The sequence below is a fragment of the Pseudomonas paraeruginosa PA7 genome, from assembly GCF_000017205.1.
Taxonomy (GTDB): Bacteria; Pseudomonadota; Gammaproteobacteria; order Pseudomonadales; family Pseudomonadaceae; genus Pseudomonas; species Pseudomonas paraeruginosa.
This window is the reverse complement of record NC_009656.1, coordinates 2,764,652-2,779,799: the sequence shown is the minus strand read 5'-3', so window position 1 is coordinate 2,779,799 and position 15,148 is coordinate 2,764,652. Positions and strand designations below refer to the sequence as shown.

Below are 15,148 nucleotides of genomic sequence, written 5' to 3'. Positions count from 1 at the left end.
ATCCGCCGCCGAGGCCCAGGCATCGGCGGATAACGCTGCTGGCGTTATACGCCCTGCCCACTCGCCGACCGGCTTCCGCCGGAGCGGTTCTCCGTCCTGCGGCCGCCAGGCCACGAGGGTGTCAGATCCCCTGTCCCAGCAGCACGCCGTTGACCTTCTGCCCGTACAGGTTGACGCCGTCGTTGGCATGGAACTTCTGCCGCGTCTTCTCCACCGAACCGTCCACCAGGCGCGGGTCCTGCGGCCGTTCGTGGCTGTTCATGAAGGCGGCGACGTCCCAGGCGTCGCGGTCGCTGAGGGAGCCGGGCTTGCCCAGCGGCATGTTGTACTTGATGAAGGAGGCCGCGGTGTTGATCCGGTGCATGCCCGCGCCCCAGTTGAACGACTGCGCGCCCCACAGCGGTGGGAACACCGTCTGCCCCTGAGCCGTCTGGCCCTGGCCGTCGGCGCCGTGGCAGATCGCGCACTGCGCGGCATAGACCTTGGCGCCGCGCTCGATGCTGTAGCCGCCTTCCGGCGGGGCCACGTCCGGATAGCCGCGTCCTGGCAGGCTGACCCCGGTCGGCGCCTGGCTCGCCAGCCAATAGGCGTAGACGGTCAGGGCCTTGATCTCCGGGCTGTCGGCCGCCGGCACCGTGCCGTTCATGCTGAACTGGAAGCAGCCTTGCAGGCGTTCGGCGAACGTATTGACCTTGTTGTTCTTGGCGCGGAACGCCGGGTATACCGGGTAGGCCGCCCATTGCGGCGCGGAGTTGGCCCGGCGGCCCTGGTCGAGGTGGCAGTTGACGCAATTGAGCTGGTTGCCGACCAGATGCGGCGCGTTCTTCCGGGTTTCCACGAACAGTGCCTGGCCCTGGCGGACCATTTCGCCGAAGGCGTTGTCCGGCAGGCTGCTTTCGGCCGGCGGCTGGAACGGCTCCGAGGGGTCCATTGCCGCGTGGACGGGTGCGACCAGCAGGCCGGCGACGGCCAGGGAAAGGATCGACGGCATGTTCATGGCTGGCCTCCTGCCTGACCGAGGGTGGCGAAGAACTGGCTGACGCTGCGGATCTCCTCTTCGCTGAGGGACTTGGCGATATGCCCCATCAGATCGTTCGGATCGTTGCGGCGAGTGCCAAGCTGCCAGGCGCGCAACTGGTTGCCCAGGTACATCTCGCCCTGCCCCTGCAACGGCGGGAAGGCATCCCCCACGCCGCTGCCGGCCGGACCGTGGCAGGTCACGCACTCGGGAATGTTGCGCTCCCAGGCGCCACGCACCGCCAGGGTCTCGCCGGGGCTGCGCGGGGTGGCCACGCGCGACAGCGCCACCGGCTTGGGCGCCGGCATTGCCGCGAGGGTCTTGGCGAGCGCCTGGATCTCGTCGTCATCGAGGGCGTCGGCGATGCCCTTCATCACCGGGTGCTCGCGGCTGCCGCCCTGCTTGAGGTCGTGCAGTTGCTTGCTCAGGTAGGCGGCGGGAAGGCCCGCCAGGCGTGGAAAGCCGGCGGCGGCCAGACCCATGCCATCTGCGCCGTGGCAGGTGACGCAGGCCGCGGCGGCCGGGTTGGCGCCGCCCTGGGTGTAGAGTTTCTGGCCGTCGACGGCGGCCTGGGCCGTCGCCGCCAGCAAGGCGGTCAATGAAAACAGCAGTCGGTGTGCAACCGGCATGGCAGGGTTCCTCTCTGGCTTATTGTTTTTGGTTCTAAGTTTAGAACCAAAAAACCTATCACCGAAAGACCCTGCCGCATGCAGGCCTACATTGTTTTCCTACAAGCCCCGGATCACGCGCCTTTCAGCCCGGAGACGATTTCGCAGGAGCGCAGCCGATGGGCGTGCTCGTAGAAGTCGCTGGTGAAGATCAGCTCGTCGGCGCCGGTCTGCTCCAGGAGGATCTCCAGGCGCGCGCGAACCTTCTCCGGACCGCCGATCACCGCCAGGCCGAAGAAGCTGCCGACCGCGTCCTGCTCGTGCGGCAGCCACAACGGCGCCATGCTTTCCACCGGCGGCTTCTGCTTCAGGCTCTCGCCGCGGATCAGCGCCAACACGCGCTGGAAGGCAGTAGTGGCGAGGAACTCGGCCTCTTCGTCGGTAGGTGCGGCGATCAGCGGTACGCCGATCATCGCGTAGGGTTTGTCGAGTACCGCCGAGGGCTGGAAGTTGCTGCGGTAGATGCGCAGCGCCTCGTGCAGGTAACGCGGTGCGAAATGCGAAGCGAAGGCATAGGGCAAGCCTTTCTGCGCCGCCAGGTGGGCGCTGAACAGGCTCGAACCGAGCAGCCAGATCGGCACGTTGGTACCCTCGCCCGGCACCGCCAGCAGGCTCTGCCGGGAACGGCGCGGGCCGAGCAGCATTTCCAGCTCGGCGACCTGCTCGGGGAAGTCGTCGCCGTTGCCCAGGCGGTCGCGACGCAGGGCGCGCATGGTCGCCTGGTCGGCGCCCGGGGCGCGGCCGAGACCGAGGTCGATGCGGCCCGGGTAGAGCGTCTCCAGGGTGCCGAAGTTTTCCGCCACCACCAGCGGCGCGTGGTTCGGCAGCATCACCCCTCCCGAGCCGACGCGGATCCGCGAGGTGCCGCCGGCGATATGGCCGATCAGCAGCGCGGTGGCGGAGCTGGCGATGCCATCCATGTTGTGGTGCTCGGCCAGCCAGAAACGGTTGAAACCCAGGCGCTCCACATGGCGCGCCAGGTCCAGGGAATTGTGCAGGGCTTCGGCCACGCTGCCGCCGGTGCGCACCGGCACCAGGTCGAGCATGGACAAGGGGATATCAGCAAGCGTCGTCATGAAGGCTCCAATCGGCAGCGGGCGATGGCCAGGGCGCGAGACACGCGCGGAAGGACCTCGCCCGGGGTTTGGATCAATTCTATATCACGCGTTATAGTTTTTGCCCACGGAGAATCCATGGGCTTTCCAGCCAGGGAGCGCTGTGGCGTCAGGCGGCCTCGACCGCCAGCAAGGAATCCCAGGCCGCCATCGCGCAGCGGCCGATCGCCAGCAACTGCTGGCGGCTGGCGCCGTCGCGGGCCTGGATCGACAGGCCCTGGAGCACGCTGCTGTAGAAACTGGTGAGCGCGTCGAGATCGGTCTCGGGCGGTACGTCGCCATCGGCCACGCCACGCGCGAAACGCTCGCGCAACAGTCGCGCGGCGCGACGCCGGTGATCGCGCAGGTAGTCCTCGACGCCTTTGTTGGCCGGCGAGAAATTGGTCGTGCTGAGGTCGACCAGGCAACCGCGCGGCTTGCCTTCGGTGGTGTAGCTGACGGCCGCGCTTTCCAGCAGCGCGGCGATCGACTCGCGCGCCGTCGGCAGGGCGAAGGCGCCCTTGGAAAGCTGGCATTCCTGGCTCAGGTAGAGTTCCACCGCCGAACGGAACAGCGCCTCCTTGGAACCATAGGCGGCATACATGCTCGGCGCGCAGATACCGCCCATGGCCTCCTTCAGCGCGGCCATGGTCGCGCCTTCGTAGCCGGCCTCCCAGAACACGTCGAGCGCCCGCCGCAATGCCTGTTCACGATCGAAGCCGCAGGGGCGTCCACGCTTGGCCATGGGAATTCCTGAGAAAAAAACACGTCATATGGTAACACCGGCGAACAGTCGCAAGGCTGGAGGGGGTCGCTTGATCCATCACCGCGCTCGATATACACCATGCAGGCTTTTTACTTCTGCCGGTTCTCCCGCTGGGCAACCATGCTCTCCAGGGGCAGACGCCCACCCTTCCTCAGGAGAACCGATCATGTCCAGCTTCAGCGCCCTCGCCAGCTACTTCGCCGCTTCCGCGTTCTACAGCAATGCAGTGACCCCTACTCGCCCGGTTCAGGCCAGCGCGCCCGCGCCGACCCGCGAGAAGAAATGACCCGAGGAGGCATCCATGCTCTCAGCCCGCTCCCGCAAGGCCCCGACCTATGGCGTCACCTATGTGAGTCTCGAGGATTGCACCCTGCACTTCGAGACCGAGTACATCATCGAGCGCCGCGACGGCAGCCTCGCGCACATGCCGATGCGTACGCCGGTCAGTGAGCGCGAAGCCCTGCAGCGCCTGATCGAAAGCTGCATCGACGACTGATACCTCCAGTGCCCGTGTGCCGCTCTCAGGAGCGGCCAGCGGCGTTTTCCCAATCCGCCACCAGCGCCCGCAGTCGCGCGTCGCGCAGTTCGAAGAGTTCCAGCAGCCCCAGCGCCCGGATCGCCGGCAGCAGGGCGCGCAGGTCCTCTTCCGCCTGCCGCCGTTGCGCCGCGGGCCGGTCCCGCTCGAGCAGCAGGCGGGCGTTGGCGATGAACGCGCCGACGCTGCCCTTTCGTATCTCCACGCCGTCCAGGCGGATGCGGTCCTGTCGGTCGGGAAGGATGTCTTCGGCTTTCATGAGGATGCTCCAGGCAGGAATGATGAGCCGCCAGGCTACATTCGCCGTCGAATGGCCTATTATCCATTCCAGGCCATTCATCGTCGTTTTTCCGCCAAATGCTTCCGGAACCCCTGCCCGCCCCGCTCTTCGCCCTGCGCCTGGATCGCGCGACCAGCCGCACCGCCCCCCATAGCCATGCCTGCGGCCAGCTCTACTGTCTGGAGCGCGGCCTGTTGGTGGTCGAGGACGAGCGCGGTCGCCAGGCCCTGCCACCCCGCCAGATCGCCTGGATCCCACCGGGTCACCGGCACGCGGCGCACTCCCACGGCGCGCTGCTGGGCTGGAGCGCCTATCTCGACACCAGCCATTGCCACGCCCTGCCCGCATCCCCCGGCGTGCTCGCCTGCTCGGATTTCGTGGCGCTGATCGTCGAACGCGCCACCCGCTGGCCGGCGGGTTCCGCCTGGAGCGCCGAACGCGAGAACCTGCTGCGCGTGCTGCTGGACGAACTGCGCCACGCCGTGCCCCAGCGGACCCGCCTGCCCTATCCGGGGGATCCGCGCCTGCGCAGGATCGCCGAGGCATTGCTGGCCAACCCCGGCGATCCGCGGCCGGCGGCCGAGTGGGCACGCTGGGCGGGTCTCAGCAGCCGTAGCCTGAGCCGGCTGTTCGGCACCGAGACCGGCATGAGCTTCGCCCAATGGCGGCAACTGGCGCGACTGCACGCGGCCGTCGAACGGCTGGCTGCGGGCCAGGCGGTCGGCGAGGTCGCCTGGTCGCTCGGCTACGAAAGCCCGAGCAGCTTCGCCAGTGCCTTCCGCGCGGTATTCGGCGAGACGCCGTCCGGCTATTCCAGTCGTGCCGCCGAAGCGCTAGCCTGACCCTTCCGCGCCACGAGCCTTTCTCCATGAGCCACGCCAATACGCCCCGCGACTGGGTTCGCCGCGCGCCGCGACAGGGCGCGGTGGAACGCATCGAGGCCTACTTCGCCGGCCACGGCTACGATCCGCATCGCCACGACACCTATGCCATCGGCCAGACCCTGGCCGGCGTGCAGAGCTTCCGCTACCGCCACAGCCAGCGTCACAGCCTGCCGGGCGGCTGCCTGGTGCTGCATCCCGACGAATTGCACGACGGCGAGGCCGGCAGCCAGGAAGGGTTCCGCTACCGGATGCTCTACGTCGAGCCGGCGCTGATCCAGCAGGCCCTCGGCGGCCGGCCGCTGCCGTTCGTGCGCGGGGGCTTGTCCGCCGACCTGCGCCTGGTCGCCGCCAGCCGGGCCCTGCTACAGGCCATGGATACCCCGCTGGAGCCGCTGGAAGAACAGGACGCCCTGTTCGAACTCGCCCACGCCCTCGACGCCGCGGCCGGCAACCGGGCGCGCGGCAGGCGCCACGTCGACTTCGTCGCCGCCGAGCGCGCCCGGCAGTACATCCACGCGCACCTGGAACGCCCGCTGAGCCTCGACGAACTGGCGCAGGTCGCCCAGCGCGAACGCTGGAGCCTGTCGCGCGATTTCCGCGCGCTGTTCGGCACCAGTCCCTACCGCTATCTGGTCCAGCGCCGCCTGGACATCGCCCGCCGGCTGATGCTCGGCGGCCAGTCGCTGGCCGAAGCCGCGCTCGCCGCCGGGTTCGTCGACCAGAGCCACATGACCCGCCATTTCGGCCAGAGCTACGGCCTGACGCCGGCACGCTGGCTGCGCATGCTCGGCGGCGACTAGGCAGGCTGCACGATCATCCAAGACCGCCCGCTGCGCAGTCGCCTACCCTGGCGCCATCACACCCACCGGAGCCTACCGATGAGCACCCCGCAACCGATCAATTTCGCCGCCAAGCTCGCCCTCTTCGACGACCGCTGGCAGCCCAGGGTGGTCGCCCAGATGAACGACTACCAGTTCAAGCTGGTGAAGATCGAGGGCGACTTCGTCTGGCACAGCCACGCCGACACCGACGAGACCTTCATCGTCCTCGCCGGTCGCCTGCGCATCGATTTCCGCGACGGCGCGGTGCACCTGGGCCCCGGCGAGATGTATGTGGTGCCGCGCGGCGTGGAGCACAAACCGTTCGCCGAGGGCGAGGTGCGCATGCTCCTGGTGGAGCCCTGCGGCGTGCGCAACACCGGCGACCAGGGCGGCGAGCGGACGGCCGTCAACGATCTGTGGATCTGAAACCGCGCCCATGAAAAAGCCCGGCTCGATGGCCGGGCTTTTCCGCTGCGGGTCGTCCTCAATCGGCGACGTGGATCACCACCCGGCCGCGCTTCGGACAGGTTTCCATGTAGCGATGCGCCTCGACCACCTGGTCGAACTCGAACACCCGGTCGATCACCGGCTTGAGCAGGCGGTCGCGAGTCAGTTGCTCGATGTGCGCCAGGGCCTTGCTCACCGACTCGTCGTTGCGTTCCAGGCCCATCTCCGGATGGCCGGTGAAATCCATCAGGCAGTGGCGGTAGAACTGCAGGTGCTTCTTGAACGCGGCGCAGGCCGGGAATGCCGACTCGTTGCCGCCGTTGCAGCCATACAGCACCAGCTTGCCGCGGGTGGCGGAGACATCGCCGAGCAGGGTCATCTGCGGGCCGCCCAGTTCGTCGAGGATGACATTGACGCCCTTGCCCTCGGTGAAGCGCTCGACTTCCAGGACCAGGTCCTGCTCGTCGGTCACCACTACCTTGTCGGCGCCCTGCTCGCGGAGGAATTCGCGCTCGTCGGCGCACTTGGTGGAAACGATCACCCGCGCGCCGAGGGCCTTGGCCAACTGGATCGAGACCGGCCCGTACATGCGCACCGCCTCGGTGATCAGCACGCTCTGCCCGGCCTTCAGCCCAGCCAGGTCGACCAGGCCGAAATAGGCCACCAGCAGGCCGGTGTAGTAGACGCTGGCCTCCACCGGGGTGAGCACCTCGGGGTAGACCGCCAGCGCCGCGCGCGGCATCAGCACCACGTCGCCATAGGCCGGATAATGATCGGGGGTATGGGCCGGGAAACTGGCCACGCGCGAACCCGGCGGCAGGTCGCCGACGCCGGCGCCGACCGCCAGGACTTCGCCGGCCAGCTCGAAGCCGAGGCCGGACGGCAGCGCGGCCTGTTCCGGGGCCAGGTTCTGACGCCAGAGCACATCCTTCCAGCTCACGCCGATCGCCTGGACCCGCACCAGGACTTCCCCTGCGGCCGGCGCCGGGGTCGGCAGCTCTTCGCATTTGAGGACCTCTGGCGGGCCAAACTGATGAAAACGGATCACTCGGGACATCGCAAACCTCTGCAGTGCATCACGGGGTGAATAACCTCATGGGTTGTGACTGTATCCGTCCATGCCTGACAAAACCACCCGTCGTTATTGATAATGGCTATGCCTGTCAGTGATCCTATGCCCCTTCGGCACCTCGCCAGGCCCCGTCCCGTCTCGCACCAGGGCTTGACGGCGAGCCCCCGCGGTTGCAGCCTCTAGCCCCTGGAAACGAGGAACGCCATGAACCGAAACGACCTGCGCCGCGTCGATCTGAACCTGCTGATCGTGTTCGAGACCCTGATGCACGAACGCAGCGTGACCCGCGCCGCAGAGAAACTGTTCCTCGGCCAGCCGGCCATCAGCGCCGCGCTGTCGCGCCTGCGCACGCTGTTCGACGACCCGCTGTTCGTCCGTACCGGGCGCAGCATGGAGCCCACCGCGCGGGCCCAGGAGATCTTCGCCCACCTGTCACCGGCGCTGGACTCCATCTCCACCGCCATGAGCCGCGCCAGCGAGTTCGATCCGGCGACCAGCACCGCGGTGTTCCGCATCGGTCTCTCCGACGATGTCGAGTTCGGCCTGCTGCCGCCCCTGCTGCGCCGCCTGCGCGCGGAAGCACCGGGGATCGTCCTCGTCGTGCGCCGCGCCAACTATCTATTGATGCCGAACCTGCTGGCCTCGGGGGAAATCTCGGTGGGCGTCAGCTACACCGACGAACTGCCGGCCAACGCCAAGCGCAAGACCGTGCGCCGCAGCAAGCCGAAGATCCTCCGCGCCGACTCCGCGCCCGGCCAACTGACCCTCGACGACTATTGCGCGCGGCCGCACGCGCTGGTGTCCTTCGCCGGCGACCTCAGCGGCTTCGTCGACGAGGAGCTGGAAAAGTTCGGCCGCAAGCGCAAGGTGGTCCTGGCGGTGCCGCAGTTCAACGGCCTCGGCACCCTCCTCGCCGGCACCGACATCATCGCCACCGTGCCCGACTACGCCGCCCAGGCGCTGATCGCCACCGGCGGCCTGCGCGCCGAGGACCCGCCGTTCGAGACCCGCGCCTTCGAACTGTCGATGGCCTGGCGCGGCGCCCAGGACAACGACCCGGCCGAACGCTGGCTGCGCTCGCGGATCAGCATGTTCATCGGCGACCCGGACAGCCTCTGAGTCATCCACGGCCCATGCCCGGATGACCGCGCGCGGTCGCCTTCCGCTACGCCACGCCTCCCGTTTCCTGCGCGAAACCCGATGGTGAAGCGCGCCCCTACCGCTCATTCCAGCGAAACCACTGTCCATAACCATCGACTGTTACATAAAGCGAAAAACCATGTATCACTATTCGTGATAATCAAAATCTCACCGTTCGATTAGTTCCCCGCGGGAGCAGCCCGCAGACTTCGCCAATCCCGAAAAACCGACTGGCGGAGTCAAGCATGGAACAGTCATCCCACTTCTTCTGGCGCTACCCCCTCGCACTCGCGGCCGTACTGGTCCTGAGCGCCTGCGGCAAGGCCCCGGAAACCACTCAAGGCATGGCGGCGCCCAAGGTCAGCGTCGCCGAAGTCATCGAACAACCGCTGAACGAGTGGGACGAATTCACCGGCCGCCTGGAGGCCCCGGAGTCGGTGGAGCTGCGCCCGCGGGTGTCGGGCTACATCGACCGCGTGGCCTTCCATGAAGGCGCCCTGGTGAAGAAAGGCGACCTGCTGTTCCAGATCGACCCGCGCCCGTTCGAGGCCGAGGTCAAGCGCCTCGAAGCCCAGCTGCAACAGGCCCGTGCGGCCCAGGCGCGGAGCGTCAACGAAGCCCAGCGCGGCGAACGCCTGCGCGCCAGCAACGCGATCTCCGCGGAACTCGCCGACGCCCGCACCACCGCCGCCCAGGAAGCCAGGGCGGCGGTCGCCGCGACCCAGGCGCAACTCGACGCGGCGCGCCTGAACCTGAGCTTCACCCGGGTCACCGCGCCGATCGACGGGCGCGTCAGCCGCGCCGAAGTCACCGCCGGCAACCTGGTCAACTCCGGGGAAACCCTGCTCACCACCCTGGTCAGCACCGACAAGGTCTACGCCTACTTCGACGCCGACGAACGCGTGTTCCTCAAGTACGTCGAACTGGCCCGCCAGGCCGGGCGCGACACGCGCAGCGAGAGCCCGGTCTACCTCGGCCTGAGCAGCGAGGACGGCAACCCGCACCTGGGCCGGCTGGACTTCCTCGACAACCAGGTCAACCCGCGCACCGGCACCATCCGCGGCCGCGCCGTGTTCGACAACGCCAAGGGCGAGTTCACCCCGGGGCTCTACGTGCGCCTGAAGCTGGTCGGCAGCAAGACCTACGCCGCCACCCTGATCAAGGACGAAGCGGTCGGCACCGACCTGGGCAAGAAGTTCGTGCTGGTCCTGGACGGCGACAACAAGACCGTCTACCGCACCGTCGAGATGGGGCCGAAGCTGGAGGGCCTGCGCATCGTCCGCAGCGGCCTGAGCAAGGGCGACCGGATCGTCGTCAACGGCCTGCAGCGGGTCCGTCCGGGCATGCAGGTGGACCCGCAGAAGGTCGAGATGGCCAGCACCGACACCCTGGCCACCCTCGCGCGCCTGCGGCAGTCGGTCGGCGACAGCGAACCGCCGAAGGTGGCGGCGACCAAGGACAACGCCACTCGCAACGAGCCGCGCGGCTGAGCGCGGCGATAGGAAGAACCGATGAATTTCTCCCAATTCTTCATCCAGCGGCCGATCTTCGCCGCGGTGCTGTCGCTGCTGATCCTGATCGGCGGCGCCATCTCCCTGTTCCAGCTACCCATCAGCGAGTACCCGGAAGTGGTGCCGCCGACCGTCGTGGTCCGCGCCAACTTCCCCGGTGCCAACCCGAAAGTCATCGGCGAAACCGTCGCCTCTCCCCTGGAGCAGGCGATCACCGGGGTGGAGAACATGCTCTACATGTCCTCCCAGTCGACCTCCGACGGCAAGCTGACCCTGACCATCACCTTCGCCCTCGGCACCGACCTGGACAACGCCCAGGTACAGGTGCAGAACCGCGTCACCCGGACCGAGCCGAAGCTGCCGGAAGAAGTGACCCGGCTCGGCATCACCGTCGACAAGGCCTCGCCCGACCTGACCATGGTCGTGCACCTGACCTCGCCGGATAACCGCTACGACATGCTCTACCTGTCGAACTACGCGGTGCTCAACGTGAAGGACGAACTGGCCCGCCTCGACGGCGTCGGCGACGTCCAGCTGTTCGGCCTCGGCGACTATTCCCTGCGCGTCTGGCTGGACCCGAACAAGGTCGCCTCGCGCAACCTCACCGCCACCGACGTGGTCAACGCCATCCGCGAGCAGAACCGCCAGGTCGCCGCCGGCACCCTGGGCGCACCGCCGGCGCCGAGCGCCACCAGCTTCCAGCTGTCGATCAACACCCAGGGCCGCCTGGTCAACGAGGAAGAGTTCGAGAACATCATCATCCGCACCGGCGCCAACGGCGAGATCACCCGCCTGCGCGACATCGCCCGGGTCGAGCTGGGCTCCAGCCAGTACGCCCTGCGCTCGCTGCTGAACAACAAGCCGGCGGTGGCGATCCCGATCTTCCAGCGTCCCGGCTCGAACGCCATCGAGATCTCCAACCTGGTGCGGGAGAAAATGGCCGAGCTGAAGCAGAGCTTCCCGCAGGGCATGGACTACTCCATCGTCTACGACCCGACCATTTTCGTCCGCGGCTCCATCGAGGCGGTGGTGCACACCCTGTTCGAAGCCCTGGTGCTGGTGGTGCTGGTGGTGATCCTGTTCCTGCAGACCTGGCGCGCCTCGATCATCCCCCTGGCCGCGGTGCCGGTGTCGCTGATCGGCACCTTCGCGGTGATGCACATGCTCGGCTTCTCGCTCAACGCGCTGTCGCTGTTCGGCCTGGTGCTGGCGATCGGCATCGTGGTCGACGACGCCATCGTGGTGGTGGAGAACGTCGAGCGCAATATCGGCCTCGGCCTCAAGCCGGTGGAAGCCACCAAGCGCGCCATGCGCGAGGTGACCGGGCCGATCATCGCCACGGCGCTGGTGCTCTGCGCGGTGTTCATCCCGACCGCGTTCATCTCCGGCCTCACCGGGCAGTTCTACCGCCAGTTCGCCCTGACCATCGCGATCTCCACGGTGATCTCGGCGTTCAACTCGCTGACCCTGTCGCCGGCGCTGGCGGCGGTCCTGCTCAAGGGCCACCACGAGCCGAAGGACCGCTTCTCGGTATTCCTCGACAAGCTCCTCGGCGGCTGGCTGTTCCGTCCGTTCAACCGCTTCTTCGACCGCGCCAGCCATGGCTACGTCGGCACGGTGAACCGGGTCCTGCGCGGCAGCTCGATCGCCCTGCTGGTCTACGGCGGGCTGATGGTGCTGACCTACTTCGGCTTCTCCAGCACGCCGACCGGTTTCGTCCCGCAGCAGGACAAGCAGTACCTTGTGGCCTTCGCCCAGTTGCCCGACGCGGCCAGCCTGGACCGTACCGAGGCGGTGATCAAGCAGATGTCCGAGATCGCCCTGGCGCAGCCCGGCGTGGCCGACTCGGTGGCCTTCCCCGGCCTGTCGATCAACGGCTTCACCAACAGCCCGAACAGCGGCATCGTGTTCACCCCGCTGAAGCCGTTCGACGAGCGCAAGGACCCGAGCCAGTCGGCCGGCGCCATCGCCGCCGCGCTGAACGCCAAGTACGCCGACATCCAGGACGCCTACATCGCGATCTTCCCGCCGCCGCCGGTACAGGGGCTGGGGACCATCGGCGGCTTCCGCCTGCAGATCGAGGACCGTGGCAACCAGGGCTACGAGGAGCTGTTCAAGCAGACCCAGAACATCATCGCCAAGGCCCGTGCGCTGCCTGAGCTGGAACCCAGCTCGGTGTTCTCCAGCTACCAGGTCAACGTGCCGCAGATCGACGCCGACATCGACCGCGAGAAGGCCAAGACCCACGGCGTGGCGATCAGCGACATCTTCGACACCCTGCAGGTCTACCTCGGCTCGCTGTACGCCAACGACTTCAACCGCTTCGGCCGTACCTACCAGGTCAATGTCCAGGCCGAGCAGCAGTTCCGCCTCGAACCCGAGCAGATCGGCCAGCTGAAGGTGCGCAACAACCTTGGCGAGATGGTCCCGCTGGCGTCCTTCATCAAGGTCAGCGACACCTCCGGCCCGGACCGCGTGATGCACTACAACGGCTTCATCACCGCCGAACTGAACGGCGCCCCGGCCGCCGGCTACAGCTCCGGCCAGGCGCAGGCGGCGATCGAGAAGCTGCTGAAGGAGGAACTGCCCAACGGCATGACCTACGAGTGGACCGAGCTGACCTACCAGCAGATCCTCGCCGGCAACACCGCGCTGTTCGTCTTCCCGCTCTGCGTGCTGCTGGCCTTCCTCGTGCTGGCCGCCCAGTACGAGAGCTGGAGCCTGCCGCTGGCGGTGATCCTGATCGTGCCGATGACCCTGCTGTCGGCGATCACCGGGGTGATCCTGGCCGGCAGCGACAACAACATCTTTACCCAGATCGGCCTGATCGTTCTGGTGGGGCTGGCGTGCAAGAACGCGATCCTGATCGTCGAGTTCGCCAAGGACAAGCAGGAGGAAGGCATGGACCGCGTCGCCGCGGTGCTGGAAGCCTGCCGCCTGCGCCTGCGGCCGATCCTGATGACGTCCATCGCCTTCATCATGGGCGTGGTGCCCCTGGTGATCTCCACCGGCGCCGGCGCCGAGATGCGTCACGCGATGGGCGTGGCGGTGTTCTCCGGGATGATCGGGGTGACCTTCTTCGGCCTGCTGCTGACGCCGGTGTTCTACGTCCTCATCCGCCGCTTCGTGGAAAACCGCGAAGCGCGCCGCGCCGCCAACGACAAAGGCCTGCCAGAGGTGCATGCATGATTCACGCGCAGTCGATCCGGAGCGGGCTGGCGCCCACCCTGGGTCTGTTCAGTCTGCTGGCGCTCAGCGCCTGCACGGTGGGTCCGGACTACCGGACCCCCGACACCGCGGCGGCGAAGATCGACGCCACGGCGAGCGAGCCCTACGACCGCAGCCGCTTCGAAAGCCTGTGGTGGAAACAGTTCGACGATCCGACTCTGAACCAGTTGGTCGAGCAGTCGCTGACCGGCAACCGCGACCTGCGCGTGGCCTTCGCCCGCCTGCGCGCCGCCCGCGCCCTGCGCGACGACGTGGCCAACGATCGCTTCCCGGTGGTCACCAGCCGCGCCAGCGCCGACATCGGCAAGGGCCAGCAACCGGGAGTGACCGAGGACCGGGTCAACAGCGAACGCTACGACCTGGGCCTGGACACGGCCTGGGAGCTCGACCTGTTCGGGCGTATCCGCCGCCAGCTGGAATCCAGCGACGCCCTCAGCGAAGCGGCCGAGGCCGACCTGCAGCAACTGCAGGTCAGCCTGATCGCCGAGCTGGTGGACGCCTACGGCCAGCTGCGCGGCGCGCAACTGCGCGAGAAGATCGCGCTGAGCAACCTGGAGAACCAGAAGGAGTCGCGCCAGCTCACCGAGCAACTGCGCGACGCCGGGGTCGGCGCCGAACTCGACGTGCTGCGCGCCGATGCGCGCCTGGCGGCCACGGCCGCCAGCGTTCCGCAACTGCAGGCGCAGGCCGAGCGCTCCAGGCACCGTATCGCCACCCTCCTCGGCCAGCGGCCGGAGGAACTCACGGTGGATCTCTCGCCCCGCGACCTGCCGGCGATCTCCAAGGCCCTGCCGATCGGCGACCCCGGCGAACTGCTGCGCCGCCGCCCGGACATCCGCGCCGCCGAACGGCGCCTGGCCTCGAGTACCGCCGAGGTCGGCGTGGCCACCGCCGACCTGTTCCCGCGGGTCAGCCTCAGCGGCTTCCTCGGCTTCACCGCCGGGCGCGGTTCGCAGATCGGCTCGAACGCCGCCCGCGCCTGGAGCGTCGGCCCGAGCATCAGTTGGGCCGCCTTCGACCTCGGCAGCGTGCGTGCCCGCCTGCGCGGCGCCAGGGCCGACGCCGACGCCGCGCTGGCCAGCTACGAGCAGCAGGTGCTGCTGGCCCTGGAAGAATCGGCGAACGCCTTCAGCGACTATGGCAAGCGCCAGGAGCGCCTGGTCTCGCTGGTCCGCCAGTCGGAAGCCAGTCGCGCCGCCGCGCAACAGGCGGCGATCCGCTACCGCGAAGGCACCACCGACTTCCTGGTGCTGCTGGACGCCGAGCGCGAGCAACTCTCCGCCGAAGACGCCCAGGCCCAGGCCGAGGTCGAGCTGTACCGCGGCATCGTGGCGATCTACCGCTCCCTCGGCGGTGGCTGGCAACCCAGCGCCTGAACCGGCTATCCCCGGCCGATGGAAATCGGCCATTCCAGCCCCGCGATTGCAACTCCTGGTCGCGGGGCTTTTTTATGCGCCGCGCGGGGCGGACGCTCGGTCGAGCCCCACGTCGTTTCTCGGCGATGGCGTAGAGGCTCGGCGGCCATTGCCGCGGGCTATTCCCGCCGCTCCGGCTGCGCGGAGTGGATATACAGGGTGTAGGTATCCGCCGGCCGGGGCGCGCCCGCCAGGTCGAGGGCATGACCGATGGCGCCGCGATGGTAGGTGCCATGGTTGACGGTATGGAAGAGGACCCTAGCCCGGGA

At 68.0% G+C, this 15,148-nt stretch carries 15 protein-coding genes and 1 pseudogene; 9 read left to right on the top strand and 7 right to left on the bottom strand.

Annotated features, from left to right (window positions below; translation table 11 throughout):
- Positions 1–121: 121 nt before the first annotated feature.
- The 4 genes from PSPA7_RS13175 to PSPA7_RS13160 all read right to left on the bottom strand — a co-directional run bounded on the left by PSPA7_RS13175 (position 122) and on the right by PSPA7_RS13160 (position 3,525).
- Entirely contained in the window at positions 122–997 is an 876-nt protein-coding gene (locus PSPA7_RS13175; protein WP_012075574.1) for a c-type cytochrome, read from the bottom strand.
- Entirely contained in the window at positions 994–1,647 is a 654-nt protein-coding gene (locus tag PSPA7_RS13170) for a c-type cytochrome (RefSeq protein ID WP_003154912.1), read from the bottom strand. Before PSPA7_RS13170 ends, PSPA7_RS13175 begins: the two co-directional genes overlap by 4 nt.
- A gap of 113 nt (positions 1,648–1,760) precedes the next feature.
- Entirely contained in the window at positions 1,761–2,762 is a 1,002-nt protein-coding gene (locus tag PSPA7_RS13165; protein ID WP_012075573.1) for an LLM class flavin-dependent oxidoreductase, read from the bottom strand.
- Between the two features lie 148 nt (positions 2,763–2,910).
- On the bottom strand, positions 2,911–3,525 hold the full coding sequence (locus PSPA7_RS13160) for a TetR/AcrR family transcriptional regulator (protein WP_003154916.1): 615 nt from the start codon (positions 3,523–3,525) through the stop codon (positions 2,911–2,913).
- A 187-nt stretch (positions 3,526–3,712) separates the two neighbouring features.
- Here PSPA7_RS13160 and PSPA7_RS32905 point away from each other — a divergent pair, with 187 nt between their 5' ends.
- Together PSPA7_RS32905 and ptrC are read left to right on the top strand one after the other, a co-directional pair.
- The gene (locus tag PSPA7_RS32905) at positions 3,713–3,832 is read left to right on the top strand and encodes a PA2485 family small membrane protein (RefSeq protein ID WP_003154918.1); all 120 of its coding nucleotides are present in this window, start codon (positions 3,713–3,715) and stop codon (positions 3,830–3,832) included.
- 15 nt (positions 3,833–3,847) lie between these two features.
- The gene (gene ptrC / locus PSPA7_RS13155) at positions 3,848–4,042 is read left to right on the top strand and encodes a type III secretion system co-regulatory protein PtrC (protein ID WP_003089814.1); all 195 of its coding nucleotides are present in this window, start codon (positions 3,848–3,850) and stop codon (positions 4,040–4,042) included.
- 25 nt (positions 4,043–4,067) lie between these two features.
- On the opposite strand, the gene PSPA7_RS13150 is transcribed toward ptrC, so the two are convergent.
- Positions 4,068–4,340: a hypothetical protein gene (locus PSPA7_RS13150; RefSeq protein WP_034080404.1), complete on the bottom strand. Its 273-nt coding sequence runs from the start codon at positions 4,338–4,340 to the stop codon at positions 4,068–4,070.
- 98 nt (positions 4,341–4,438) lie between these two features.
- Between PSPA7_RS13150 and PSPA7_RS13145 the strand changes: the two genes are divergently transcribed.
- From PSPA7_RS13145 to PSPA7_RS13135, 3 genes are all read left to right on the top strand, one after another.
- Complete coding sequence (locus tag PSPA7_RS13145; protein WP_012075571.1) at positions 4,439–5,203, top strand: AraC family transcriptional regulator; 765 nt, start codon at positions 4,439–4,441, stop codon at positions 5,201–5,203.
- Positions 5,204–5,229: 26 nt separating this feature from the next.
- Entirely contained in the window at positions 5,230–6,045 is an 816-nt protein-coding gene (locus PSPA7_RS13140) for an AraC family transcriptional regulator (protein ID WP_012075570.1), read from the top strand.
- 78 nt (positions 6,046–6,123) lie between these two features.
- Positions 6,124–6,492, top strand: a complete 369-nt coding sequence (locus PSPA7_RS13135; protein WP_003154926.1) for a cupin domain-containing protein — start codon at positions 6,124–6,126, stop codon at positions 6,490–6,492.
- A gap of 58 nt (positions 6,493–6,550) precedes the next feature.
- Here the strand turns inward: PSPA7_RS13135 and mexS are convergent, their stop codons facing one another.
- Positions 6,551–7,570, bottom strand: coding sequence for an oxidoreductase MexS (gene mexS / locus PSPA7_RS13130; protein WP_012075569.1), 1,020 nt, complete (start codon positions 7,568–7,570; stop codon positions 6,551–6,553).
- 219 nt (positions 7,571–7,789) lie between these two features.
- On the opposite strand from mexS, the gene mexT reads away from it, so the two are divergent.
- The 4 genes from mexT to oprN all read left to right on the top strand — a co-directional run bounded on the left by mexT (position 7,790) and on the right by oprN (position 14,840).
- Positions 7,790–8,704: a multidrug efflux system transcriptional regulator MexT gene (gene mexT, locus PSPA7_RS13125; protein WP_003154928.1), complete on the top strand. Its 915-nt coding sequence runs from the start codon at positions 7,790–7,792 to the stop codon at positions 8,702–8,704.
- 266 nt (positions 8,705–8,970) lie between these two features.
- A complete protein-coding gene (gene mexE / locus PSPA7_RS13120; RefSeq protein WP_012075568.1) occupies positions 8,971–10,215 on the top strand; it encodes a multidrug efflux RND transporter periplasmic adaptor subunit MexE in 1,245 nt (414 codons plus the stop codon).
- A gap of 21 nt (positions 10,216–10,236) precedes the next feature.
- Entirely contained in the window at positions 10,237–13,425 is a 3,189-nt protein-coding gene (gene mexF / locus PSPA7_RS13115; RefSeq protein WP_012075567.1) for a multidrug efflux RND transporter permease subunit MexF, read from the top strand.
- Entirely contained in the window at positions 13,422–14,840 is a 1,419-nt protein-coding gene (gene oprN / locus PSPA7_RS13110; RefSeq protein WP_012075566.1) for a multidrug efflux RND transporter outer membrane subunit OprN, read from the top strand. Before mexF ends, oprN begins: the two co-directional genes overlap by 4 nt.
- Before the next feature lie 158 nt (positions 14,841–14,998).
- Here the strand turns inward: oprN and PSPA7_RS31010 are convergent.
- Positions 14,999–15,148, bottom strand: a pseudogene (locus PSPA7_RS31010) (DinB family protein); the annotation flags it as partial.